Here is a 21,386-nt window from a genome sequence, read left to right as displayed (position 1 = left end):
ATCAACTTACTCACATATAGTGAAACATCTAATTCTTGGCTAAGGTAAGGTGGCTAACTTCATTATAGAACTTTCGTCTTCATTTCCCAAATACCCCATCAATCCCGCCACAGCTTTCTCCCCGTCCGCCAGACCCAGCCCATAAATCTCGTCAAATTTGACTGGATTTTTTTCCAAACGTCCTATTTCGAGCGACTTTTGAGGGCGGACTGCAAAAACCTGACCCTGATGTTCCAACTGGATAATCTTTTCAACCGTATCATTGTAATGCTGGTAACGTTTTAAAGCCACCGCCACAAACTTGGGATATTTCTTGTAAAGCAAGCGGTAGACCCGCCCGCTAGAGGGCTTCTTGCGGTAATCAATGGGTTGTGTCAATATCACAATCAATTTGTCAAACCCCAGGCTTCTAGCAAAGTCCACAGGGATGGAGTCCGAAAGACCACCGTCTAAATATTTTTTCCCATCAACTTCGATAATTTTTGAGACCACTGGAAGAGCCGAGCTGGCTCGCAAGAGCTCCATCTGCTCAAAGACATGGTCAATTTTCTCATACTCAGGAAGACCTGTTTCGACATTGGTCACTGTCACATAGAAAGGCACGCCGGACTTGGCAAAGGCCTCTTGGTCAAATTTGTCCAGCTCCATAGGCACTTTGTAGTAGGTAAAATCCTTGTTGACCACATTACCCGTCAGCAACCAAGACCGCAAACTCATATAGTTCTTGTCCTTGATGAAACGCTTATTGTAGCGGAGGGCTCTCCCACGTTGTTTGGATAGAAAATTGACACCAAAAAGCGCTCCAGCCGATACACTGACAATCCCGTCCACCTTGATGCCTGCATCCAAAAACGCATCTAGCACACCAGCCGTGTAGAGCCCACGCATACCGCCACCCTCTAAAACCAGACCAACCTTCATCCGACACCTCCACAAAAAAATATGATCCTATTGTAACAGAAAAAACTCTCTAGGGTATATTTTAGCCAATCAACAAGATGCACGCTCTTTCCATCATCAGAACCAGGCTTGGTCCAGCTAAGCAGTCCTTTTTGAGTCAACCGAATGGGTGACCTTTCCTGATGAAAACTACGATTTTGAACAAATACAGGATAGCCATATCGTCATCGGCGCCTACGATGACAACAAATGTGTCGCTTGGCTATCCTACAAAAACCGCTATTCAAGTATATCTACCTCCACGACCTAAAGGTTTATGCAGACTATCGCCAACAAGGACTGGCTAGCATGCTGATAGACAAGGACAAGGAAATTGCTCAGTCAAAAGGTTACCAGGGAATTTATACCATCGCTCAAGACAACAATCTCATCGCCTGTCAATTTTACCAAAAGGTCGGTTTTGAAATTGGTGGTCTAGATACCAGGGTCTACAAAGGAACTGCTCAAGAAAGCAAGGCTGACATCTATTTTTATTTGGATTGTGACTAAGACATGGCAATGTCCATGAATCTCTACTTTCCTCGTCTGGGGCAGATAAGGATTTTCTCTGTATCAAAAAACTTGGCCAGGTGACCAAGTTTTTATTTGTTTCTCTTTAGTAGCCCATGCCACCCATGCCATCCATACCTGCTGGCATAGCTGGAGCAGCTGGTTCTGGTTTGTTGGCAACAACTGCCTCGGTAGTCAAGATGAGACTTGCAACAGATGCCGCATTTTGAAGAGCTGAACGAGTCACCTTAACAGGGTCGATAATTCCTTCTTCCATCATATTGACCCATTCACCTGTTGCAGCGTTGAAACCTGTGCCAAGCTCAGAATGTTTCAACTTGTCAATCACAACAGAGCCTTCGTAACCAGCATTGTAAGCAATCTGACGAACTGGTTCTTCCAAGGCACGCAGAACAATATTGCGACCTGTCTCATCGTCACCAGACAAGTCCAACTTAGCCACGCTGTCAATCACGTTGACAAGAGCTGTACCACCACCGGCTACAATTCCTTCTTCGACCGCAGCACGGGTTGCGTTGAGGGCATCTTCGATACGGAGTTTCATTTCTTTCAACTCAGTCTCAGTTGCCGCGCCGACCTTAATTACTGCCACACCGCCAGACAATTTAGCCAAGCGTTCTTGGAGTTTTTCGCGGTCAAATTCAGAAGTTGTTGACTCGATTTGTGACTTGATAACTGCCACACGATTGCTGATAGCCTCAGGATTGCCAGCGCCTTCCACAATAGTTGTGCCGTCTTTATCAACTACGACCTTGGCAGCTTGACCAAGCGACTCGATAGTCGCATCTTTGAGGTCCAGCCCCAAGTCCTCTGTAATCACGGTACCGCCTGTCAAGATAGCGATATCTTCCAACATGGCCTTGCGACGGTCACCAAATCCAGGGGCCTTAACCGCTACAACGTTGAAAGTGCCGCGGATTTTATTAAGAACAAGCGTTGGCAGAGCCTCACCATCCACATCATCCGCCACAATCAAGAGCGGTCGATTGGTTTGAAGAATGCTTTCCAAGAGTGGCAAAATCTCTTGAATATGAGAAATCTTCTTATCCGTCAAGAGGATAAATGGATTTTCCAGTTCTGCCACCATTTTTTCATTGTCCGTTACCATGTATTGAGACAGGTAACCGCGGTCGAACTGCATACCTTCTACGACATCCAACTCTGTTTCCATACCGCGAGATTCTTCAATGGTAATGACACCATCTGTTCCCACGCGCTCCATGGCCTCTGAAATATACTCACCGACTTTTTCAGAACGGGATGAAACTGCCGCAACCTGAGCAATTTCTGCCTTGTTTGAAACAGGAATAGCTTGCGCTTTCAAGGCATCCACTGCTGTCGCGACCGCAGCTTCAATCCCTCGACGGATACCGATTGGGTTGGCACCCGCTGTCACGTTTTTCAAGCCTTCACGGACAATAGCTTGGGTCAAAACAGTCGCTGTTGTCGTACCGTCACCTGCAATATCGTTGGTCTTAGATGCGACTTCCGATACCAATTTGGCACCCATGTTTTCAAAATGATCTTCAAGCTCGATTTCTTTGGCAATGGTTACCCCATCATTGGTAATCAAGGGTGAGCCATAAGCTTTTTCCAAGACTACATTGCGGCCTTTAGGACCCAAGGTTACTTTTACAGTGTCTGCCAAAATATCGACACCGCGTACCATGCTCTCACGCGCATCTGCTGCAAATTTAATTTCTTTTGCCATTTTATTTACATCCTTTGTATCAATTAAATATTATAAAGTGCTATATTTCTTCAAATTTCCACAAAAATATCAGATTAGCCCCCAAAAAGTGTTCAAAGTAGACCACAAGATAATCACAAATTTGCTCTAGTGATTGTGCTGTTACATCTAAAGTAATATATCGTTTGGAGCGATAATCCAAAATTGTCATACCATCTAACAAGGGCGGCAAGACTGTTTCCAAGGATAGAAACCAAGGTTTCTTAATTGGAAGAGCTAAGTTTAGCATATTGTCTGACGTCAATTGAAACCAAATTTGCTGCTGGTTTCCTTGTTCCCAGGCAGTTATACAGTTTCCGGACGTGCTAACTTGCAAAAAATTCTGAAGAATCTCACTTAGCTGTTCTTTCATAGTCTATCTTACTCAACCACTGCTACAATATCCGCCTCACGGACAATGGTCACTTTTTCTTCACCATCTTTGACTTCCAGACCAGCGTGGGCCTCGACCAAGACTTTGTCACCGACTGCAACAGACGGTGCAATCAATTCTCCGTTCAAGGTGCGAATTCCTTGACCAACCGCCAATACCTGCGCCTCTTTGGTCGCTGCTTGGCTGGTTCCTGCAAGGACAAAGCCCCCTACTGTCTGTTCTTTTTCTTCGATTTTTACAACGATGCGATCGCCTAATGGTTTCAACATATCAATGCCTCCTTCATTTTTAGCACTCTGATATCGCGAGTGCTAATTCACAATTCTTATTGTATCACTTGGTCAAAAATAGTCAAGGAAATTCTACCAAGTTTTTTGAAATCCGTCCCAGGTCGTACGAAAAACCAACTAGTCTTACTTATGAGAATATGCTATACTCTTCTTAGGAAAGGAGGTCTCTATGACATTCTTCAAAAATCTATACAAAGACTATCAGGAAAGCAGATATTCTACCTACGAAGGTTTTTTAGAGTGGTTTTTGAAACGGAAATTAAACTTCCTGGGAAAAATCATTTTCGCCTACCTACTCTGGACCATTTGGATTGTCTTTTTTCTACATCCCCACTGGTTTATCTTTTTCTTCTATGGTGTGATTGTTCTATCAATCATGGTTATCTTCCTCGAATGGTGGAATGACCGTAAAAAAGGGCGCTAAAAAACGCCAACTTTCGCCAGCGTTCTTTAAGGAGATTATGAAAAATATTTAGGATTGACTTAAGTATATCCGAGTTCTACACTGTTCACATCCGTCCTGAGACTGATTCTCACATTTTTGGATAAAAATAAGTACCTTCAGTTGTTCAGACGCAAAAAATGCCAGCTTACACCGGCATTCTAAGGAGATATGAAAAATATTTAGGATTGATATTAGTATAAACGACTTTTCACATCCTATCATCAGTCCTAGGACCGATTTACCAGACATTATTTCATTATTTATAGGGAAAATATTTGAGACGTCAATAAATTGTCACTTTCTGTTAGAAGGGCAGATCCTCCTCTTCTAGAACCAAGTCAGCCAAGTCTTCGCCAGCATTATTTTCACGCATGGCGCGTTGGGCACGACTTTCGAGCAACTGGAAACTGTTTCCAAGGACTTCAGTCACATAATGGTTATTACCATCTTTTTCATATTTACGAGTACGGAGCTCTCCGTCAAGGGAAATCAAGCTGCCCTTGCTACCGTAGGACACCAGTGTTTCAGCCAATTTACCCCAGAAAATGATATTGATGAAATCCGCTTCGCGCTCACCAGACTCTGTCTTGAAGCGACGATTGACAGCAACTGTAACGCGGGTTAAATTTTTTCCCGACGGCGTCTGCGTCAACTCAGGCTGGGCCGTCAAACGACCAATTAGAATAACTTTATTGTACATTTTTTATCCTCCTACCTATCTATTCGCAAAAGAAAGGAAAAAATGAAAGAAATTTTAGAAAAAAAGTTAGAAAGCAATGAATATTACAGCACTGAGCAAATCAATTGGCTCTTAGACCATATCGGAGACCCTGACCCTATCATTCGTGACCAGCTGGTCTATGCCAGTTTCTGCCACCTTTTTCTGGATGAAATCATTATCAAAGACCAGGCTCAGCAACTTTTTGAACAGAGCCAGCATAGGCAACTTCTCTCACAAGATAGTCTAACTCGCAGTTTTGCCAGCCTGCTCTATGCTTTGATTATAGCCATAGATGAGGACCGTCCTCACTATCAGAATTTCCTGACTAACAGCCAGCTCCAAATCCTCTTTGAACAAGCCTTGGACATTTTTACTTTTGAAAATGACTGGCGTGGCTACGATGAAAATCTGGGCTGGATGCATGCTGGTGCCCATGGAGCGGATTTTCTCCTCGCTGCTACCTGCCACCAAGCCTTCCCAGCCGACAAGTTTGAGCAGGCTTGGCAAGCTCTTATAGACTGCTGCCTCAAGCAAAACAGCACATTTTCAGCAGGTGAAGAGACGAGATTGGTCCAGATACCTGTTTATCTCATCCTCAATCAAAAGGTTTCGGCTTCAACCCTAGCCACATGGATGGAGCAATTAGATGTCCCCAATCAAGAGCCGGTTGAGTATTTCCGTTGGCTCAATATTCAACGATTTCTATCCAGCATCTATTTCCAACTCAAGTCGCACCAAGCTTTGGCACCAGAAGTTGAGCAAGCCATTGAAAAACAAATACGGCTATACTAGAACCTGCATTCACAGCTCAGCATCTCTAGCCAAGGCTAGTTTTCTGCCACTCATCGTTCGCTTTTCTCGAAATACAGTCAGTATTCCATCAAAAAATGGTCTTGATTGGCAAAAAACTATCTCTTGTCTAAACATACTTTTCTTGTGAATGGAGGTTCTAAAAAGAATTGGCACGCGACCAATTCTTTTTTAGTTTTTCCAATGTTTAGCAGGCTCAAACGAATCGCCCACGACGGCGCTATCATCCAATTCGATAATACCACGTACTTGTGGTGCGTTTGGCAGGCCCAATTCACGCGGACTACACATCATACCAAAGCTGTCCTCGCCACGGAGTTTACCAGGGAAAATCAAGCTACCGCTTGGCATCATAGCTCCTGGCAGGGCAACAATGGTTTTGAGGCCTTGGGCTGCGTTTGGCGCGCCAGCTACGATTTGCACCGTTTTGTCGCCAACGTTGACTTGACAAATATTGAGGTGGTCGCTGTCTGGGTGCGGTGTCAATTCCACAATCTGACCGACCACAAATTTTGGTTCCTTGTCATTGACCAAACTTTCCGCAAAACCTTCTTGACTCAATTCTGCATTCAAGACTGCAATCTGCTCGTCTGTCAAGAAGACCTGACCATTTCCGCTCAAATCAATCAGACTAGACACTTCAAAAATATTCCAAGCTACCGTCTGCCCCGTCTCCTCGATATAGACACGCGCAACCTTGCCCTTGCGTTCAACTGTTACATCTTGTCCTTTGCCATCAGCCACGATGACCATGAGTACATCACCGACATATTCTTTATTATATGTAAAAATCATTTATCAACCTTTTCTATGTTATGAAAATAATCCGATAAGCCCCTTCCAAAGACCCTCAAAGAAGGAACCAATCTTCTCTAGAATGCCTGAATCCTGGAGATTTTTGTAGGCATCTGAAATTTGTTGCTCGGCCTGGCTCTTGAATTGCTTGAGCTGGGCAGCGACTTCTTCCGAATCAATGGCACTGGTTTCCTGATAAGCTTTGGCAAAAGTGACCAGCTTGGAAATCTCATCAGCCGTAATCACTGTATCCAGACCATTTTGTTTCAAGACATCATTGATAATGGTGTTGATTTGGTCCTCAGAGGCAATTTGACCTTGAGAATCCTTGTATTCTGCCAAGCCAGTCTTGATTTCTGCGATAGCCTTGTCAAAGGCAGAGCTGTCAAAATTTTCTTGACCTGCGTGGGCAGTCGCCACTTCATTAACGGTTTCCAATTCCTGCTGGGCAACCACTGTCCGCTCAGGATCTACCGTTTCGCCATTGGCCTCCAAAGCCTTGTAAACACCCGTCAAGGCAGACTCACCTGTCACCTGAATGGGAGCTGCAACGTCAATCAAGACATCTGTCGCTCCCGCGGTAATGGCCGCATTAGCATACTGAGTTGAGGTAATGAGGGTGATATTCTGCGGTGTCTTGATGTCAACGACAACTCCCTTGCCTGACTCCTGCTTCTGCACCAAAACAGATGAAAAGAGCGAGGCTGTATCTGCACCAGAAGTCCCTAAATATTGGTCCATATCCTGACCCTGCACCACTTGACGGCTGACATTCTCAATATTCTTGATATTGAGTAGACTATTGACCTCCGTCACTTGAGCATCTGACAAACCACCGCCATATACCATGGTTGGCTTGCCCCATTTTTCATTGATGGCATCTGTCTGAATGTCTGCATGGGCAGCTGTCATCGGTGCTCCAACCAGGCCAATCACAAGAGTGGCTAGAGCAAGTTTACTTACTGTTTTTTTCATACTGGTAATCCTTCTAAAAAGTCAATGATTTGCTGCTTGGTTTTACGGTTTTTATCGACAAAGCGTCCAATTTCCTGACCATTTTCCAAGACAACCAAGCTAGGAATGCCGAAAATATTCCATTCTTGAGCCAGGGGCATGAAGTCATCCCGATCTAACTGGACAAAGGTCATGTCGGGAAAAGCAGCCTCGATAGCTGGCAAATGCGGCTTGATATAGTGGCAATCCCCACACCAGCTGGTCATAAAGAGAAAAACTGTCCGCTGACCAGACTGGACGAGCACGGCCACTTCCTCGTAATTCTGTGGAAAAATCATCTCACTTCCTCCTCAAATGTGATGTCACCTTTGGTATTTTCAAATAGAAAAATGCGACCATCTTCCATGATGACCCCGCCTACCAAATAGTCGGACTGGGACTGGGTTTCATCCACATAGACCGTGGCAATGCTGCCCAAATCGGCGAAGTAAGCCCGAACCTGCTGGAGAGCCTGAGCCTTTTTACGGTCTTCCTGAACCTTGCGGTAAAATTGAGCGCTAGCGGTGAGCACACCTGCCCCCACTAAGCCGGCTAGCACGGCTACCTTTTTCTTATTCATGGTCCCTATTTTATCATAAAAAATGGTAAAATAGTAGCAAGTTATCATTGGAGGAAATTTGTTATGACCCTTTTTGACAAGATTAAAGAAGTGACCGAATTGCAGAGCCTGCCTGGTTTTGAGAGTGAAGTGCGCAACCATATCCGCCAGAAAATCACACCTCACGTTGACCGCATTGAAACAGATGGTTTGGGTGGAATTTTTGGGATTAAGGACACGACAGCTGAACAAGCACCGCGAATATTGGTTGCAGGTCACATGGATGAAGTCGGCTTTATGATTAGCCAAATCAAGCCTGACGGCACCTTCCGTGTGGTGGAACTAGGCGGTTGGAACCCACTGGTCGTATCCAGTCAAGCCTTTACCCTGCATTTGCAAGACGGACGTAAAATCCCTGCCATTTCCGGCTCTGTCCCACCTCACCTTTCTCGCGGTGGAAATACTCCGGGTCTACCAGCCATCGGCGATATTATTTTTGATGCTGGTTTTGCTGACTACGACGAGGCTTGGTCTTACGGTGTGCGCCCGGGTGATGTCTTGGTTCCGAAAAACGAGACCATCCTATCAGCCAACGGTAAAAATGTCATTTCCAAGGCTTGGGACAATCGTTTTGGTGTTCTCATGGTTACAGAGTTGCTCGAAAGTCTGTCTGGTCAAACCCTGCCTAACCAACTAATCGCTGGTGCCAATGTCCAAGAGGAAGTCGGTCTACGTGGAGCTCATGCCTCTACTACTAAGTTCAATCCTGATATTTTCCTGGCGGTCGACTGTTCACCTGCGGGCGATATTTATGGCGACCAGGGCAAAATCGGGGATGGTACCCTACTTCGTTTCTATGACCCAGGTCATATCATGTTAAAAAATATGAAAGACTTCCTCCTCACAACTGCTGAGGAAGCTGGTATTAAATATCAATATTACTGCGGCAAAGGTGGAACAGATGCCGGGGCAGCCCACTTGAAAAATCAGGGTGTGCCATCTACAACAATCGGCGTCTGCGCTCGCTATATCCATTCACATCAAACTCTTTACAGCATGGATGATTTCCTAGAGGCCCAAGCCTTCCTACAAGCTCTCGTGAAGAAATTGGACCGCTCAACGGTTGATTTGATTAAAAACTATTAAAACAAAAGACTTTGCTAGGTAGAATGCCCGGCAAAGCCTTTTTTCTATACAAGTTCTTCTAAAATGTACTTCCTCACATAGGTAATGAAATATAGCGAGCCTGTAATCAGGTAGAGTTTTTTGGGATTGTCCAAGTCCGCCTGCTCCAACCACTCCTGATAGGTCTGAACTCGTTCATAACCTGACGGATAATCTTCTAACTGTACCGCTCTGAAATCGTCAAATGTCGTAACGCTGACAGGTCCAAATTGGCTAAGCTGGGACAACATCTGGTCCACTGGCTTGGTATTGATGGCTGCAAAGAGAATTTCAATATCTCTGTCAGCATACTTTTCTTCCAAGAGTTCTGTCAAGACAGCGATGCTTTCATTATTGTGGGCACCGTCAATCAACAGATTGGGGAGTATCAGTTCCTGACGGCCTGGCCAGATGGCTTGGGACAAGCCCTGGCTGATGGTTTCATTGGTAATCTTTGGAAAATCAGGGCTGAAAAGCTGAGCTGTTGTCACTGCTAAGGCTGCGTTGACCTCCTGGTGACGCCCCTGCATCTGTAGCCTCAAATCCTCAACTCGACCGAAGGGGCTTGAAACCGCAAAGTCTGCTCTGCTATTTTCCAAAAGAATCTCCCGTCCCACCGCATAGGTCGGACTCTGAAGCTGACGAGCCTGCTCCTCGAAAACTGCCTCCACTTCTGGCAAATCGGTCGCATAGAGGAGGGGAACTCGCTCACGCAAGACGGCGACCTTGTGACGGGCTATGGCAGCGTAGGTCTCTCCCAAAAAAGCCTGATGGTCCAAACCGATGGACGGGCAAACCACTGCCAATGGGGCAAGGACATTGGTCGCATCCTGCAAACCGCCCATGCCTGCCTCCACCAAGAGAATATCAGGACGCTGGTAGTGGGCAAAGTAGACAAACATAGCCACTACTACAATCTCAAACTCCGATATAGCATCCAGTCCAGCCGTCTGGTCCAAGTCCTCAATCAAAGGTTGCAAGTCTGTCACAATCCTCGAAAAATCTTCCTCTGAAATCATCTCTTGCTCAAAGACAATCTGCTCTCGAAAATCAATGATAGACGGTGAAGTAAAGCGACCAACTCTGTAGCCCGAAGACTGCAAGATAGACTGTAAGGCGTTGAGGGTCGAGCCCTTGCCATTTGTACCAACAAAGTGAATAGTCGGAACTTGAAGTTGGGGATTGTCCAAGCGTTCCAAAATCCAGTTGACACGTGCAATCCCGTGTTCCAAATCAGAAGCCGGGCGATTAGATAGCCACCGGCGAGTTTCTTGATAATTCATGATTCCCTCTCTACAAAAGCAGCAACAGGGGGATGACCTGTTGCTCGATACTGTTTTATTTAATGCCCATTAACTTGGCCAATTCAGGTATTTTTTGTAAACTTGGCAAGACAAGCATGGTCACGACAATGCGTAATGGAATTTCAAAAACTGCCTTAATCAAGCGACTGCTATACAGAACAATCCAAGGTGTTCCAAAATGGAAATGGAGGGCAATCGGTGTCATGATGAAAGAAATCACAACCTGAATCAAGACAACAACCCCTGCAACATAGAGCCAATCAGCCTTGTTCTTGGTATCGAGTGATTTTTGATAAAAGAACCAACCATAGAGAAAAGCCGATACCGCCTCAATCAAGATAAAGCTGAATAACATGGTCTGTCCACTAAACAAGACAAAGACTGGGTCTGAAATCGCCACAAAGATAGCTGCCCAAACAGGACCGGCAATAGCTCCCAAAATAGCATTTGGGATAAAGGTAAACTGGACTTGCAAGGTTTCCGAAAGACGAATGGAGAAATAGTTCTCCACAATCATAACCAAGGCAAGAGTCACAGCAATAGCAGCCAACAGCTGCACCGTTAATTTTGGAATTTTCTTTTCCATAAAAAATGCTCCTTTTTCAAAATGGAGCTGTCGTGTATATTCGACAGCGGATGCAATGGTTTACCGCGCTACTCTCAGCCAGGACCAATGTTCCTACTCTAGGAGACATCAGATGCCAGCAAAGATCAGCTTCGTTATGTGGCAACATCCCATCCACATACACTTGACGCAAACCATCTACTCTGTGCAAATTTCTTTGCTTCACTATTGTAACACAATTCTCAATGACTGGCCAATTACTTATACCTATGGCAGATTATTTGAAAAAACTATAGAAAAAAGGCCAGCACTCAGCACCGACCTTTCCTATATCTGATTATTTCAAACGTTCTACATCACGTGCGATAACCAACTCTTCATCTGTTGGAATGACTAAGACTTTTACTCGTGAGTTTGCTGTTGAAATTTCTCCGCTATTGCCAAAAACATTTTTTTCTGGATCCAATTCCATACCGAACCATGTCAACCCAGCGACAACTGCCTCGCGAACTTTGACAGAGTTCTCTCCAATACCTGCTGTGAAGACAAGGGCATCTGCACCATTCAAAACAGCAAAATATTGACCGATGAATTTTTGCAGACGATTGACAAGCATATTGAAGGCAAGGATACATTTTTCATCACCTGCAGCCACTCCAGCTTCAATATCACGCATATCGCTTGATTTCTCGGCAATACCAAGAATTCCAGATTGCTTGTTCAAGACGTTGATCACATCTGCCGCGTCTTTTAATTCCTCTACATTTTCAATCAAGTAAGGAATGATTGCTGGGTCAATATCACCTGAACGGGTACCCATCATAGGACCTGCAAGTGGTGTGAAGCCCATTGATGTATCGACAGATTTACCTCCGTCAATCGCTGAAATCGAAATACCATTTCCGATGTGGGCAGTAATCACTTTTATTTCTTCCAGTGGTTTGCCTAGCAATTTGGCTGCTTCACGTGAAACATAGAAGTGAGAAGTCCCGTGAGCTCCGTACTTACGAACTTGGTTCTCTTCATAATATTTGTTTGCGATTGGGTAACGGTAAGCTACCTCTGGCATTGTCGAATGGAAGGCCGTATCAAAGACTGCCACACTTGTCACTTCAGGCAAGATATCCTTGAAGGCACGTATACCAGCAGCATTGGCAGGGTTATGAAGTGGAGCAAGGCTAGATAGGTCTTCAATTTGTTGCAATACTTCATCCGTAATGACAACTGAATCCTTGAAAATTTCACCACCAGCTACCACACGATGACCAACACCTGTGATTTCTGAGAAATCGGCAATAATATTGTGTTTGAGCAAGTCTTCCAACAAAATTTTTACTGCTTGCACATGATCAGCAATATCCAAAACTTGTTCAGCTTTTTGATCACCAAATTTTACTGTGACAATTGAATCCTTCAAGCCGATACGCTCAACAATCCCTTTTGCTAAGACAATTTCTTCTGGCATTTGGTATAATTGCCATTTTAAACTTGAGCTACCTGCGTTAATCGCAATTGTTTTTGACATAATGTTCCCCTTTTAAAGCGTTTTCCTAATCAGTATAACAGATTTTTACTTAAATTGCATTTTCTTGCTTCCAATTTTTGAAATTGACCATGAACTTCTGAATCGCTTCTGGTTCTTGTAAAGTCTGCAAGGGATAGACAAATGGTGCTAATTGTCTTGCAGCTTTCTTTTGTAAGACGAAAATTGACTTGGCCATGGCCGATTTTCCAAAAAGACTTGGTGGCAGGGCAATCATGGCAACGATATTAGCTTGCTCCTGTAACCAACCTTTCAACAAATCACTCTGCGGACTGGTCAATAAATCATTCGGAGCCAACAAAATCGCAAAGCCATCCTTTTCCAAATATTTGAGGGACTGTTCCATCAGCAAATGGTGGGCGTAGGTATGTTCATTTGAACTGGCAACCTGATAGCGACTAGCAATCTGGTCATCTGGATAGTAGCCAATAGGCAAATCTCCCAATATCACTTGACTTTCCTTCAAAATCTGTGGACGTACCGCATCGCCCTGGGCAAAAGAAATCTCTGCCTGCATAACATCTGCCATGCTGGCTGACAAATCAATCAAGAGATCATCTACTTCAATCCCAAGATAGTCCAAGTCTTTCTGGCTGGCATTTAGGATAGTCTGAGCTAAGTTCCCTGTTCCTGAGCCAATCTCCAAGACTGTTACTTTAGGAGTAGATACTAGTTGATCTACCAAGAATGATAATATAAAACCTATGGAATCTGGTGTGAACTGGTGATTGTACTGCATAGGCTCTGTCTGATTGGCCTTGATCATTAGGAATTGAAAGGCACGACGCCATTCTTCCTTGGTCAAGTGCAAGTCGTGTAAGGTTTGATTGTTGCGGACAATCAAGTCCGTCTCATGCTGACCAGCTAGATAGGCTGCATTTTGCTCAATCATGGCATCATAGATATTGGTGCCTAGCTGGTTTTGGATGGTCTGTACGTTTTCTAATAGCAGGTCGTAGGCCTGTTCGATTTTTTCAAAATTCATACTCCTATCTTATCAAAATTTGGGCAAATTTGCACTAAAAGAGGAGCCTCTTATGACTCCTCTACCCTCTCTTTTTCCTCCTTCATCATAAATTGATACTGATAGGTCCGACCGCTTGATAACTGGATTGTCACGGTCAGCCTTTCTTTCTTGACCTGGTACTGAGCCTGCCCTTGGACAAAGGACAGCTGACCAGACGTTTCAATTGATTTTGGCTTACTTTCTTTCTTCACCTCTTCTTTTTGACTGGTCTGCGCGGTCTCATTATTTGACCTTTCCATATCTTCTGCAGATACCGATTCTTGCCCACTTTCAGATGGTCTCTCCTTCGTTTGAGAAGTCACACTTTCTTCCGATGTCTCTCCTTTCTTTTCTTCCTGCTCCTTCCTAGCTTGCTCAGCCTTTTCCGCCAAGAATTTTTCTTGACTCTCTTTTGCTGCTTCTTCCTTAGCCAAGCGTGACACTTCCTCAACCACCTGGTCCTTGGTCATCTGGGCTATGAGATAGGCTTGCGTGGATTCTCGACTGGCTCCAATCAACTGACCTTCAGACACTTGCTGATTGAGGTAAAATTGCAGCAAGAGAGTGAAAACTGCCAGCATGAGCAGGGCATAGAGTAGGATACCAGCCTTAACCTTTTTCTTCAAAAGCATAGACGAAACTCCTCTCCTCGCCAGTTTCAAACGTCACATCCAATCGAACAATCTGACCAGATTGACTATAGCTAGCCGCCTTGACACCGTAAAGCATGGGCTGGTAGCCCTGCCCCCGGTCATTGGTCTTACGAAAATCATCTGACCGTGACTTGCCAAAGGCCAGGGCCTGACCATCTTGCCTGATATAAATCCGACCCGCATCAACTCTGTCTAAACTGGCCCCCTCCCATTCACTGCGCAGCTGGTCACAGAAGAGTAACCAGTTCTTCTCAACACGCTGGTCCTGGTAGCGAACTTCGTGGACCACCAATTTTGACAAGCCCTCAAAGACCAGCAAACTGCCTGAAACGATGACCAAGGCCACCAGACATTCCAGAAGAGTAAAGGCAGCACACCTAGTTTTTCTCAACACGCGCCACCTCTCTTCCATCATGATAGACAGCCAAAACCTTGTCCGACCGCTGGACCGTCACCTTGACACCATTGAGCGACAGATTATCCTGACCCGTCTGCACCGCCATCTTGGCAACATTGAGGACCTCCTGTTGATACAAGCCCTCCGCCTGTTGCCTGCGACTGACCTCCATGGCCGAAAGAAAGAGGCTGGTAATAGTGACTAGAACCGACAAGGCCACCAGCCCCTCCAGCAAGATATAGGCCTTATTTTTCCGATTTCTTATAACGACCACTCCCTATATATAATTGATACGACACCGTCTTGTCCCCCGCCCCAAAGGACAGCTTGGCAAGCGAGGAATTCCCACCTTTTTTATCGAAAACAATAGCCTGCTCAGTCAGTACATCGATACTAGCAGGCACCTGCACGGACTGATGACCGTTGGACAGTTGGCTATCCGTCAGTTGCAAATGGATTTCCTGCTGGCTGTTGACCGCCAGACGCTGGCTATCCTTATAAAGCTCCTCAAACTCCCAGAAGAAAACCGTCTCCTGCACCGACCGAAAAGCCGACTGGACAGAACCCGACAAAGCCAGAGCAAGAAAGCTCACGATAAAAAGAACCAACAGACTTTCTAGCAGAGTAAAGGCTTTATTGTTTATCTGGATTAGAGGCTTTGGCTTTCTCATATTCTTCTGCCTGTTTTATGTCAATGTAGCCAGCAGATTGCAAATCGGCTACTGTTGCTTTCTTGTCATGTTCCAATTCATAGAGCTCCATCTGACTCTCTACTACTTTGACAACTGCCTGATCTCCTTTTTTCCGTACCGCCTCTTTCTGCTTGCTCAAATTAGGTACAAACAAGAGTAAAAGCACACTAATAATTCCAAGGACGACTAACATTTCCACCAGAGTGAAACCTTTTTTCTTCATTTTTAGTAATTTCTTCATTTACATCTCCATATTTTGATAAATTGGCAGCAACATGGCTGCGTAGATAAGAACAACAACGAGAGCGACAAAGAGAAAGACCAGCGGTTGAATAAGCTGCATGGCACGATTAACGCGAGAGAAAAATTCCTCCCAACACTCATTGGCGTAGACGGCAAGCTCGCTACCCAACTTGGACTTGACTTGCCCGTACTCCACAATCAAACTCAGTTCCCTCTTGAAAAATGGATAGGAACGGATATGCTGGTCAAAGCTCTGCCCATTGCCCAAAGCCTCCGCCATATCTCGCCCAATCTCGATAAAGAGCTGGGACTGCTGCTCCTGCATCAGCCGAACCACCTGCTGCATATCCAATCCTTGCCCGATGAGGCTACCCCACTCCCGCGCGTAGTAGGCGGTCAGGTAGGTTTGGATGAGTTTTCCGAAAAATGGCAGAGCGGATAGACGACTAAAGACAGTGATTTTAGCCGTCCTGCGGTACCAGATGTAGCCTGCTAAAGTGCAGAGCAAGATGGTTAAAACCAACCCGAGAAAGATGGTCGGTAAATGGTTGATGAGCATGGTCGCGGCATTGCCCTCCTCCAACTGTGGCAGGAGATAGTTTTTCAGACCCAGCATAATCAACACCAAAAATCCTAATAGAATAACGGGATAGGTCGCCACCTCAATCAATTTTTTCCGTACTTTGGATAAGTTACTCAGATAGGTCTCGATGTGTTGCAGACTGAGACTGGTATTGCCATGAATTTCTGCCAATGACACCTGAGTGACAACTGTGTCGGAAAAGGCCAAATCAGCTAAAAGGCTCGAAAAAGGCTTCCCCGCTACCAGACCGTCTGATAGGATTTGCGTATATTGGTCTGCCAAGAGCTGACTGCGCCTGAGAAAATCAACAATCTCTCCCAAGTGAAAGCCACTGGCAAAGAGATTGTTAAAAAGCTCGATGACTTTACGCTGACGCTCCAAGGATAATTTTTTCGGCCTCCGCCTGCCGAGGACTGATATGTCCTGCTGCAAGAAGGCTATCAATCTGTGCATTCCACTTATCTGCGGAATGGTTTTGGAAATCTTCTCTGGCAAAATCAACAACACCTCCTCCCCCTATCAAGCGCTGGTAGGCAATACCTTGCAGGGCATTATTGAGCTCTTCTGGACTAACACCCAATTCCAACATCCGAGCATAGACACCCGAAATGGACTTGGCATGCACCGTCGAAAAGACTGTCGCTCCGGTCAAACTAGCCCTAATAACTGATCGAGCTGTCTCTGCATCACGGATTTCCCCGATGATGAGCAGGTCAGGACGATGGCGCAGGGACAGTTTGATGAGATTGTCATAAGTCGCGCCAATAGTTTCATTGAGCTGAAGTTGCAACATATCGTCCTGCTTGATTTCCACCGGATCTTCGATGGTCAGAATTTGCTTGTCTGGGAATTTCATCCTGGCTAAATGGTACATAAGCGTGGTCTTGCCAGAGCCGACTGGACCCGAAAAAAGGTAGAGCCCCCGACCTTTGATTTCCTTGGCAATTTCCTCTACTGCCTGAAACCAGAATTTCAACTCCTTGTCATTATCATAGAGCAGACGGATGACCAAACTTTCCTTGCCACGATAATCCCCGACCGTCGACAGGCGCAGAGAAATCTCGCCCTTGCCATAATCATAATCGCAGGACCCCTGCTGACTACGGCGCTTCTCACCGACATTGAGACCAGCTAGAAACTTGAAATGCCCAATCAGAGCATCTACTTCCGTTTCCTCCAGCTCTCGGACAAATTCCCGTTCGTCCATGATACGATGATAGAGCTGATAGGTCTCACCTTTGGGAACCAGATAAATGTCACTGACTCGACCGGTTACCGCCTCCTCTATCATTTGTTTTGCTTTTTCTTGAATCATAAATCCTCCTCACCTATTAGTTCGGAAAAATGATGATTTTTGCAAAAATTTTTTTTAAAAAAATAAGAAGGACTGAACCATCAATCCTTCTCTCTTAATAATTTACGCAATTCCCTTTCTTGAGTTTGCACGGCCTTACTCTCGGTACAAGGTCCTTCTTCTTGGAATCTTCCTTAGCTTCTAGCAATAGCAAAGAATGGTAACGTTGCAAATACTCATCACATTCCTCGCACCAATACTGATCCGCTTCATCCCAAAAGGCTGTCATCATCCCACCCTTCGATTCTTTCTTAGGAAAGCGACTAGCCAAATCTGTCCACTCTTTCTGAAAGGCAAGAACAGCATCCTCATAATTTTCAAAAACTAACTTGTCAGTGATGTCTTCTTCCCAACCTTCAATAAACCACCAGGGTTCAAAATCTCCATACATTTTAATGACTTGATACATAACTATACACTCTACTTTCTCTGTTCCAACAATTATACCGAAAATAATAAGAATTTTGAAAATATATGCTTAGAAAATACAAATTCAATAAATAAAGTGCCGTTATAGGTAGTACCAACAATTCTTTCTTCTACTTAAAATCTCGCAGGTAGTCTTGCAGTTCACGTATCATATTCCTCCGCCCATGGAAACTCTGACCTGTGATTAGCTTCTCATATTTTTCTAACTGTTCCGCCGACAGCTGACTTCTATAAGTCCGCAACATGTCTCGCAAAACAATAAAATCGTCATTTAACAATCCCGGCGACTTTACTAGATGCGACAAATCATGAATATCTTCATGGGGCATACGGTCAAACTTCCGCTTATGGCTTTCTTGCCTGCGCACAACATCCCGAACACGATTTCGGAACTGAACCTTAAAGTAACTGCAGAGCTTATCCTTATCTTCCTCCAATTCTGGAAAACTGCATAGTAATTTGTACAGAACCAACATCCCCTCCTGGTCCCAATCCTCACGTTCCCATAACTTCACGTAGAAATCCTTACGCGCGCGATGAACAATTCCCTGAACTTCAAAATAAATCTTTTCAAATTGCATAAAACTATGCCTCCTTTAATTGATAGACCTAGTTTATCTAATTTTGAAAAAATCAAACAGGACATTTTTGTCAGTATAAAATAATAGTAAATAAATCTCAGTGAAAACAATATACCTGAGGTGGTGAACAAGAGCATTCAAACGCGCAGTCTAACCTGCCCTTTGAAGCCATTTAAGACGCACATCCTAACAATCAGACATTTTACAATAGCATTAAATCAATTCCTGTCCTATTTAAATACAATACTTGGGACCTGTAATAACCTTATCTATATCATTAAGCGAAATACCTTTAGTCCTCAGCAATAGAACAAATTATACACTTCGAAAATCGGTTTAACTTGCTATGATAATGGGCTCTATAATTTCTGTAGTGGGTAAACCCGCCAAGGATATTATGGAGCCTTTTTGAGTGTAGAAAAAAAGTCCCATATGACCTATAATGAAAAGAGACCAAACTCACATTAGAAAGACTCATATGGAACAGCTAAATTTTATCACAAATTTTCTCAGAGTAAAAGACCAAAATATCCTTATCACTGATGGGTATGATAGGGGAACTCACTTTGAACTCCACGGTCACTTGGATTATACAGCCCCTAAATGCCCTTCCTGCAAGGGACAAATGGCAAAATATGACTTCCAGAAAGCCTCCAAAATCCCCTATCTAGAAACTGCTGGTTATCCACTCCTTATCCGCCTTAAAAAGCGTCGGTTCAAGTGTAAAGATTGCGGAAAAATGGCTGTCGCTGAAACTCCTCTTGTCAAGAAGAACCACCAAATCTCTGTCGCTGTTAACCAGAAAATCGCTCAACTTCTCATTGAAAAACAGTCTATGACCGACATCGCTAAGCGCCTTGCCGTCTCTACCTCGACCGTCATTCGCAAGCTAAATGAGTTCCAATTTAAAACCGACTGGAATTGGTTGCCTGAGAATATGAGCTGGGACGAGTACCCCTTCAAGAAGGGGAAGATGAGCTTTATCGCTCAAGATTTCGACTCGCTAAAAGTCATCACTATGGACATGTTTAGCCCATACTACCAATTGGCTAAACCCTTCGCTTTCTAATTTCCAAGCTCAGGCTGAAATAGTCTCCCAGACTATTTCACTCCCGCATGCCAAAATCGTCCTTGATCGTTTTCACATTGTGCAGCACCTTAGTCGAGCTATGAACCCGTGTCCGTATTCAAATTATGAATCAATTAGACAGAAAATCGCAGAAATACCGAGCCTTGAAACGCTACTGGAAATTGATACAACAAGATAGCCGCAAACTCAGTGATAAACGATTTTATCGCCCTATATTTCGAATGCATTTGACTAACAAGGAAATACTTGAAAAACTCCTGTCTTTTTCAGAGGTACTACGACAACACTATGAACTCTATCAATTGCTCTTATTCCATTTCCAAGAGAAGAACTCAGACCATTTCTTTGACCTCATCGAACAGGAAATAGTCACTGTTAAACCTATTTTCCAGACGGTATTTAAGACATTTCTAAAGGATAAAGACAAGGTTTTAAACGCCATGGAATTGCCTTATTCCAACGCCAAACTGGAAGCTACTAACAATCTCATCAAAGTCATTAAGAGAAATGCCTTTGGTTTCAGGAACTTTGAAAACTTTAAAAAACGGATTTTGATTGCTTTGAACATAAAGAAAGAGAGAGCGAAGTTCGTCCTCTCTAGGTGTTAGCTTTTCATCTACCCACTACAGTTGACAAAGAGCCTGATAATGAGTATAGCATACAATAAAAAATGCATGCACCTATTATCTGGATACATGCATTTTTCAAAATGTTGTCACATAACGGTTTCTTTGCTCAAGTAGAGACTCTATTTTCCTTTATATATTTCCAATGGCAGACTGATTCCCATAAAATATAAAAGAGGAAAATAAGATGAAGCTGAACAGTAACTGCCCAATAAGAAAAGAATTTTGATGGCAATAAATATCAAAAAAGAGAAGACCAAACAGATCTTCTCAAAAATATAGTCCGTACGGGATTCGAACCCGTGTTACCGCCGTGAAAAGGCGGTGTCTTAACCCCTTGACCAACGGACCATATAACTCCGCCAACAGGGCTCGAACCTGTGACATCATGATTAACAGTCATGCGCTCTACCAACTGAGCTATGGCGGAATTTCGCTAAGCGACTACCGTATCTAACAGGGGGCAACCCCCAACTACTTCAGGCGTTCTAGGGCTTAACTGCTGTGTTCGGCATGGGAACAGGTGTATCTCCTAGGCTATCGTCACTTAACTTCTGTTGAATGGAATTGTACTCGGACTAAAATCCTAGTGAAAATGATAAACTTCCTAGAGTCTACAGACTCTGTGTCAGTTTCCTATTTTCTTACGGATTTTGTAACGCCCTCGTTACTTCACTTTATCCACTCAAAATTGAATATCTATATTCTAACAAGAAACAACCACGCTGTCAATATTGACTTCGTTGAATTTTACTGTAATTGTATTCGAACTAAAAAGCTAGTGATTTAGATAAATCACCTTGAAGTCTAACTGACTTCCGCGTTGATTTCCTAAAATCATACGCTTTTCTTAACGTTCTCATTACTTACTTTGGATAAGTCCTCGAGCGATTAGTATTGGTCCGCTACATGTGTCGCCACACTTCCACTTCCAACCTATCTACCTGATC

At 44.2% G+C, this 21,386-nt stretch carries 25 protein-coding genes, 2 tRNA genes, 1 rRNA gene, 2 pseudogenes and 1 riboswitch; of the genes and pseudogenes, 5 read left to right on the top strand and 25 right to left on the bottom strand.

Annotation, left to right across the window (positions count from 1 at the left end):
- Positions 1-39: 39 nt before the first annotated feature.
- On the bottom strand, positions 40-921 hold the full coding sequence (locus tag ACHBIF_RS10735; protein ID WP_394720423.1) for a patatin family protein: 882 nt from the start codon (positions 919-921) through the stop codon (positions 40-42).
- Between the two features lie 237 nt (positions 922-1,158).
- Between ACHBIF_RS10735 and ACHBIF_RS10730 the strand changes: the two genes are divergently transcribed.
- A complete protein-coding gene (locus ACHBIF_RS10730; protein ID WP_394720421.1) occupies positions 1,159-1,449 on the top strand; it encodes a GNAT family N-acetyltransferase in 291 nt (96 codons plus the stop codon).
- A gap of 106 nt (positions 1,450-1,555) precedes the next feature.
- Here the strand turns inward: ACHBIF_RS10730 and groL are convergent, their stop codons facing one another.
- Genes groL through groES form a run of 3 tightly spaced genes read right to left on the bottom strand, consistent with a single transcriptional unit; the run spans position 1,556 to position 3,862 of the window.
- Complete coding sequence (gene groL / locus ACHBIF_RS10725; protein WP_105110714.1) at positions 1,556-3,181, bottom strand: chaperonin GroEL; 1,626 nt, start codon at positions 3,179-3,181, stop codon at positions 1,556-1,558.
- Positions 3,182-3,221: 40 nt separating this feature from the next.
- Positions 3,222-3,572, bottom strand: coding sequence for a hypothetical protein (locus tag ACHBIF_RS10720; protein ID WP_105123002.1), 351 nt, complete (start codon positions 3,570-3,572; stop codon positions 3,222-3,224).
- A gap of 8 nt (positions 3,573-3,580) precedes the next feature.
- Complete coding sequence (gene groES, locus ACHBIF_RS10715) at positions 3,581-3,862, bottom strand: co-chaperone GroES (RefSeq protein WP_105110716.1); 282 nt, start codon at positions 3,860-3,862, stop codon at positions 3,581-3,583.
- A gap of 190 nt (positions 3,863-4,052) precedes the next feature.
- Here groES and ACHBIF_RS10710 point away from each other — a divergent pair, with 190 nt between their 5' ends.
- Positions 4,053-4,307: a hypothetical protein gene (locus ACHBIF_RS10710; RefSeq protein WP_105123001.1), complete on the top strand. Its 255-nt coding sequence runs from the start codon at positions 4,053-4,055 to the stop codon at positions 4,305-4,307.
- A 325-nt stretch (positions 4,308-4,632) separates the two neighbouring features.
- Here the strand turns inward: ACHBIF_RS10710 and ACHBIF_RS10705 are convergent, their stop codons facing one another.
- A complete protein-coding gene (locus ACHBIF_RS10705) occupies positions 4,633-5,028 on the bottom strand; it encodes a single-stranded DNA-binding protein (RefSeq protein WP_105123000.1) in 396 nt (131 codons plus the stop codon).
- A 42-nt stretch (positions 5,029-5,070) separates the two neighbouring features.
- Between ACHBIF_RS10705 and ACHBIF_RS10700 the strand changes: the two genes are divergently transcribed.
- Positions 5,071-5,841 carry a DUF2785 domain-containing protein gene (locus ACHBIF_RS10700; protein ID WP_105122999.1) on the top strand — a complete coding sequence of 257 codons (771 nt, stop codon included), beginning with the start codon at positions 5,071-5,073 and terminating at the stop codon, positions 5,839-5,841.
- Positions 5,842-6,030: 189 nt separating this feature from the next.
- Here ACHBIF_RS10700 and ytpR read toward each other — a convergent pair whose 3' ends face one another.
- From ytpR to ACHBIF_RS10680, 4 genes are read right to left on the bottom strand one after another with little or no spacing between them, the layout of a single operon-like run.
- Entirely contained in the window at positions 6,031-6,654 is a 624-nt protein-coding gene (gene ytpR / locus ACHBIF_RS10695) for a YtpR family tRNA-binding protein (RefSeq protein WP_105122998.1), read from the bottom strand.
- A gap of 18 nt (positions 6,655-6,672) precedes the next feature.
- Positions 6,673-7,629, bottom strand: a complete 957-nt coding sequence (locus ACHBIF_RS10690; RefSeq protein WP_105122997.1) for a DUF1002 domain-containing protein — start codon at positions 7,627-7,629, stop codon at positions 6,673-6,675.
- A complete protein-coding gene (locus ACHBIF_RS10685) occupies positions 7,626-7,946 on the bottom strand; it encodes a thioredoxin family protein (protein ID WP_105110722.1) in 321 nt (106 codons plus the stop codon). The genes ACHBIF_RS10690 and ACHBIF_RS10685 overlap by 4 nt, the downstream gene beginning before the upstream one ends.
- Positions 7,943-8,227 (bottom strand): DUF4651 domain-containing protein, encoded by a 285-nt coding sequence (locus ACHBIF_RS10680; RefSeq protein WP_105110723.1) that lies wholly within the window; start codon positions 8,225-8,227, stop codon positions 7,943-7,945. The genes ACHBIF_RS10685 and ACHBIF_RS10680 overlap by 4 nt, the downstream gene beginning before the upstream one ends.
- A 63-nt stretch (positions 8,228-8,290) precedes the next feature.
- Between ACHBIF_RS10680 and pepA the strand changes: the two genes are divergently transcribed.
- Positions 8,291-9,352: a glutamyl aminopeptidase gene (gene pepA / locus ACHBIF_RS10675; RefSeq protein ID WP_394720416.1), complete on the top strand. Its 1,062-nt coding sequence runs from the start codon at positions 8,291-8,293 to the stop codon at positions 9,350-9,352.
- 44 nt (positions 9,353-9,396) lie between these two features.
- Here pepA and ACHBIF_RS10670 read toward each other — a convergent pair whose 3' ends face one another.
- The 13 genes and pseudogenes from ACHBIF_RS10670 to ACHBIF_RS10610 form a co-directional block, all read right to left on the bottom strand.
- Complete coding sequence (locus ACHBIF_RS10670; protein ID WP_394720414.1) at positions 9,397-10,653, bottom strand: bifunctional folylpolyglutamate synthase/dihydrofolate synthase; 1,257 nt, start codon at positions 10,651-10,653, stop codon at positions 9,397-9,399.
- Positions 10,654-10,708: 55 nt separating this feature from the next.
- On the bottom strand, positions 10,709-11,260 hold the full coding sequence (locus ACHBIF_RS10665; RefSeq protein ID WP_105122993.1) for a folate family ECF transporter S component: 552 nt from the start codon (positions 11,258-11,260) through the stop codon (positions 10,709-10,711).
- 42 nt (positions 11,261-11,302) lie between these two features.
- Positions 11,303-11,447: riboswitch (THF riboswitch) on the bottom strand.
- 129 nt (positions 11,448-11,576) lie between these two features.
- Complete coding sequence (locus tag ACHBIF_RS10660) at positions 11,577-12,764, bottom strand: acetate kinase (RefSeq protein ID WP_105110728.1); 1,188 nt, start codon at positions 12,762-12,764, stop codon at positions 11,577-11,579.
- 49 nt (positions 12,765-12,813) lie between these two features.
- Positions 12,814-13,767 (bottom strand): class I SAM-dependent methyltransferase, encoded by a 954-nt coding sequence (locus ACHBIF_RS10655; RefSeq protein WP_394720411.1) that lies wholly within the window; start codon positions 13,765-13,767, stop codon positions 12,814-12,816.
- A 50-nt stretch (positions 13,768-13,817) separates the two neighbouring features.
- A complete protein-coding gene (comGG, locus tag ACHBIF_RS10650; RefSeq protein WP_105110730.1) occupies positions 13,818-14,420 on the bottom strand; it encodes a competence type IV pilus minor pilin ComGG in 603 nt (200 codons plus the stop codon).
- Positions 14,398-14,853 carry a competence type IV pilus minor pilin ComGF gene (gene comGF, locus ACHBIF_RS10645; RefSeq protein ID WP_394720427.1) on the bottom strand — a complete coding sequence of 152 codons (456 nt, stop codon included), beginning with the start codon at positions 14,851-14,853 and terminating at the stop codon, positions 14,398-14,400. The genes comGG and comGF overlap by 23 nt, the downstream gene beginning before the upstream one ends.
- On the bottom strand, positions 14,819-15,112 hold the full coding sequence (comGE, locus tag ACHBIF_RS10640; protein ID WP_394720409.1) for a competence type IV pilus minor pilin ComGE: 294 nt from the start codon (positions 15,110-15,112) through the stop codon (positions 14,819-14,821). Before comGE ends, comGF begins: the two co-directional genes overlap by 35 nt.
- Positions 15,084-15,509, bottom strand: coding sequence for a competence type IV pilus minor pilin ComGD (gene comGD / locus ACHBIF_RS10635; RefSeq protein ID WP_105137568.1), 426 nt, complete (start codon positions 15,507-15,509; stop codon positions 15,084-15,086). The genes comGE and comGD overlap by 29 nt, the downstream gene beginning before the upstream one ends.
- Positions 15,472-15,771 carry a competence type IV pilus major pilin ComGC gene (gene comGC / locus ACHBIF_RS10630; protein WP_394720406.1) on the bottom strand — a complete coding sequence of 100 codons (300 nt, stop codon included), beginning with the start codon at positions 15,769-15,771 and terminating at the stop codon, positions 15,472-15,474. Before comGC ends, comGD begins: the two co-directional genes overlap by 38 nt.
- Entirely contained in the window at positions 15,772-16,809 is a 1,038-nt protein-coding gene (gene comGB, locus ACHBIF_RS10625; RefSeq protein WP_394720425.1) for a competence type IV pilus assembly protein ComGB, read from the bottom strand.
- Positions 16,721-17,671 carry a competence type IV pilus ATPase ComGA gene (comGA, locus tag ACHBIF_RS10620; protein WP_105110735.1) on the bottom strand — a complete coding sequence of 317 codons (951 nt, stop codon included), beginning with the start codon at positions 17,669-17,671 and terminating at the stop codon, positions 16,721-16,723. Before comGA ends, comGB begins: the two co-directional genes overlap by 89 nt.
- 181 nt (positions 17,672-17,852) lie before the next feature.
- A pseudogene (locus ACHBIF_RS10615) lies at positions 17,853-18,119 on the bottom strand (DUF1033 family protein); the annotation flags it as partial.
- Between the two features lie 130 nt (positions 18,120-18,249).
- A complete protein-coding gene (locus tag ACHBIF_RS10610; protein ID WP_172095614.1) occupies positions 18,250-18,720 on the bottom strand; it encodes a sigma-70 family RNA polymerase sigma factor in 471 nt (156 codons plus the stop codon).
- A 478-nt stretch (positions 18,721-19,198) separates the two neighbouring features.
- Between ACHBIF_RS10610 and ACHBIF_RS10605 the strand changes: the two are divergent.
- Positions 19,199-20,418, top strand: a pseudogene (locus ACHBIF_RS10605) (transposase).
- A 297-nt stretch (positions 20,419-20,715) separates the two neighbouring features.
- On the opposite strand, the gene ACHBIF_RS10600 reads toward ACHBIF_RS10605, so the two are convergent.
- From ACHBIF_RS10600 to rrf, 3 genes are all read right to left on the bottom strand, one after another.
- Positions 20,716-20,787, bottom strand: a tRNA-Glu gene (locus ACHBIF_RS10600).
- Positions 20,788-20,793: 6 nt separating this feature from the next.
- Positions 20,794-20,866, bottom strand: a tRNA-Asn gene (locus ACHBIF_RS10595).
- A 5-nt stretch (positions 20,867-20,871) separates the two neighbouring features.
- Positions 20,872-20,987: ribosomal RNA gene (gene rrf, locus ACHBIF_RS10590) — 5S ribosomal RNA — on the bottom strand.
- Positions 20,988-21,386 lie beyond the last annotated feature (399 nt).

It is taken from the genome of Streptococcus sp. A11 (assembly GCF_043674225.1).
Lineage (GTDB): Bacteria > Bacillota > Bacilli > Lactobacillales > Streptococcaceae > Streptococcus > Streptococcus suis_V.
Note: the sequence above shows the minus strand (reverse complement) of the source record. Positions and strands in the feature narration are given on the sequence as shown.

What these genes read in the sequence shown, in the direction of transcription:
- ACHBIF_RS10735 (WP_394720423.1), bottom strand. Translation starts at nt 921, where the DNA reads ATGAAGGTTGGTCTGGTTTTAGAGGGTGGCGGTATGCGTGGGCTCTAC.
- groL (WP_105110714.1), bottom strand. Translation starts at nt 3,181, where the DNA reads ATGGCAAAAGAAATTAAATTTGCAGCAGATGCGCGTGAGAGCATGGTA.
- ACHBIF_RS10720 (WP_105123002.1), bottom strand. Translation starts at nt 3,572, where the DNA reads ATGAAAGAACAGCTAAGTGAGATTCTTCAGAATTTTTTGCAAGTTAGC.
- groES (WP_105110716.1), bottom strand. Translation starts at nt 3,862, where the DNA reads ATGTTGAAACCATTAGGCGATCGCATCGTTGTAAAAATCGAAGAAAAA.
- ACHBIF_RS10710 (WP_105123001.1), top strand. Translation starts at nt 4,053, where the DNA reads ATGACATTCTTCAAAAATCTATACAAAGACTATCAGGAAAGCAGATAT.
- ACHBIF_RS10705 (WP_105123000.1), bottom strand. Translation starts at nt 5,028, where the DNA reads ATGTACAATAAAGTTATTCTAATTGGTCGTTTGACGGCCCAGCCTGAG.
- ACHBIF_RS10700 (WP_105122999.1), top strand. Translation starts at nt 5,071, where the DNA reads ATGAAAGAAATTTTAGAAAAAAAGTTAGAAAGCAATGAATATTACAGC.
- ytpR (WP_105122998.1), bottom strand. Translation starts at nt 6,654, where the DNA reads ATGATTTTTACATATAATAAAGAATATGTCGGTGATGTACTCATGGTC.
- ACHBIF_RS10690 (WP_105122997.1), bottom strand. Translation starts at nt 7,629, where the DNA reads ATGAAAAAAACAGTAAGTAAACTTGCTCTAGCCACTCTTGTGATTGGC.
- ACHBIF_RS10685 (WP_105110722.1), bottom strand. Translation starts at nt 7,946, where the DNA reads ATGATTTTTCCACAGAATTACGAGGAAGTGGCCGTGCTCGTCCAGTCT.
- ACHBIF_RS10680 (WP_105110723.1), bottom strand. Translation starts at nt 8,227, where the DNA reads ATGAATAAGAAAAAGGTAGCCGTGCTAGCCGGCTTAGTGGGGGCAGGT.
- pepA (WP_394720416.1), top strand. Translation starts at nt 8,291, where the DNA reads ATGACCCTTTTTGACAAGATTAAAGAAGTGACCGAATTGCAGAGCCTG.
- ACHBIF_RS10670 (WP_394720414.1), bottom strand. Translation starts at nt 10,653, where the DNA reads ATGAATTATCAAGAAACTCGCCGGTGGCTATCTAATCGCCCGGCTTCT.
- ACHBIF_RS10665 (WP_105122993.1), bottom strand. Translation starts at nt 11,260, where the DNA reads ATGGAAAAGAAAATTCCAAAATTAACGGTGCAGCTGTTGGCTGCTATT.
- ACHBIF_RS10660 (WP_105110728.1), bottom strand. Translation starts at nt 12,764, where the DNA reads ATGTCAAAAACAATTGCGATTAACGCAGGTAGCTCAAGTTTAAAATGG.
- ACHBIF_RS10655 (WP_394720411.1), bottom strand. Translation starts at nt 13,767, where the DNA reads ATGAATTTTGAAAAAATCGAACAGGCCTACGACCTGCTATTAGAAAAC.
- comGG (WP_105110730.1), bottom strand. Translation starts at nt 14,420, where the DNA reads ATGCTTTTGAAGAAAAAGGTTAAGGCTGGTATCCTACTCTATGCCCTG.
- comGF (WP_394720427.1), bottom strand. Translation starts at nt 14,853, where the DNA reads ATGGAAGAGAGGTGGCGCGTGTTGAGAAAAACTAGGTGTGCTGCCTTT.
- comGD (WP_105137568.1), bottom strand. Translation starts at nt 15,509, where the DNA reads ATGAGAAAGCCAAAGCCTCTAATCCAGATAAACAATAAAGCCTTTACT.
- comGC (WP_394720406.1), bottom strand. Translation starts at nt 15,771, where the DNA reads ATGAAGAAATTACTAAAAATGAAGAAAAAAGGTTTCACTCTGGTGGAA.
- comGB (WP_394720425.1), bottom strand. Translation starts at nt 16,809, where the DNA reads ATGCACAGATTGATAGCCTTCTTGCAGCAGGACATATCAGTCCTCGGC.
- comGA (WP_105110735.1), bottom strand. Translation starts at nt 17,671, where the DNA reads ATGATTCAAGAAAAAGCAAAACAAATGATAGAGGAGGCGGTAACCGGT.
- ACHBIF_RS10610 (WP_172095614.1), bottom strand. Translation starts at nt 18,720, where the DNA reads ATGCAATTTGAAAAGATTTATTTTGAAGTTCAGGGAATTGTTCATCGC.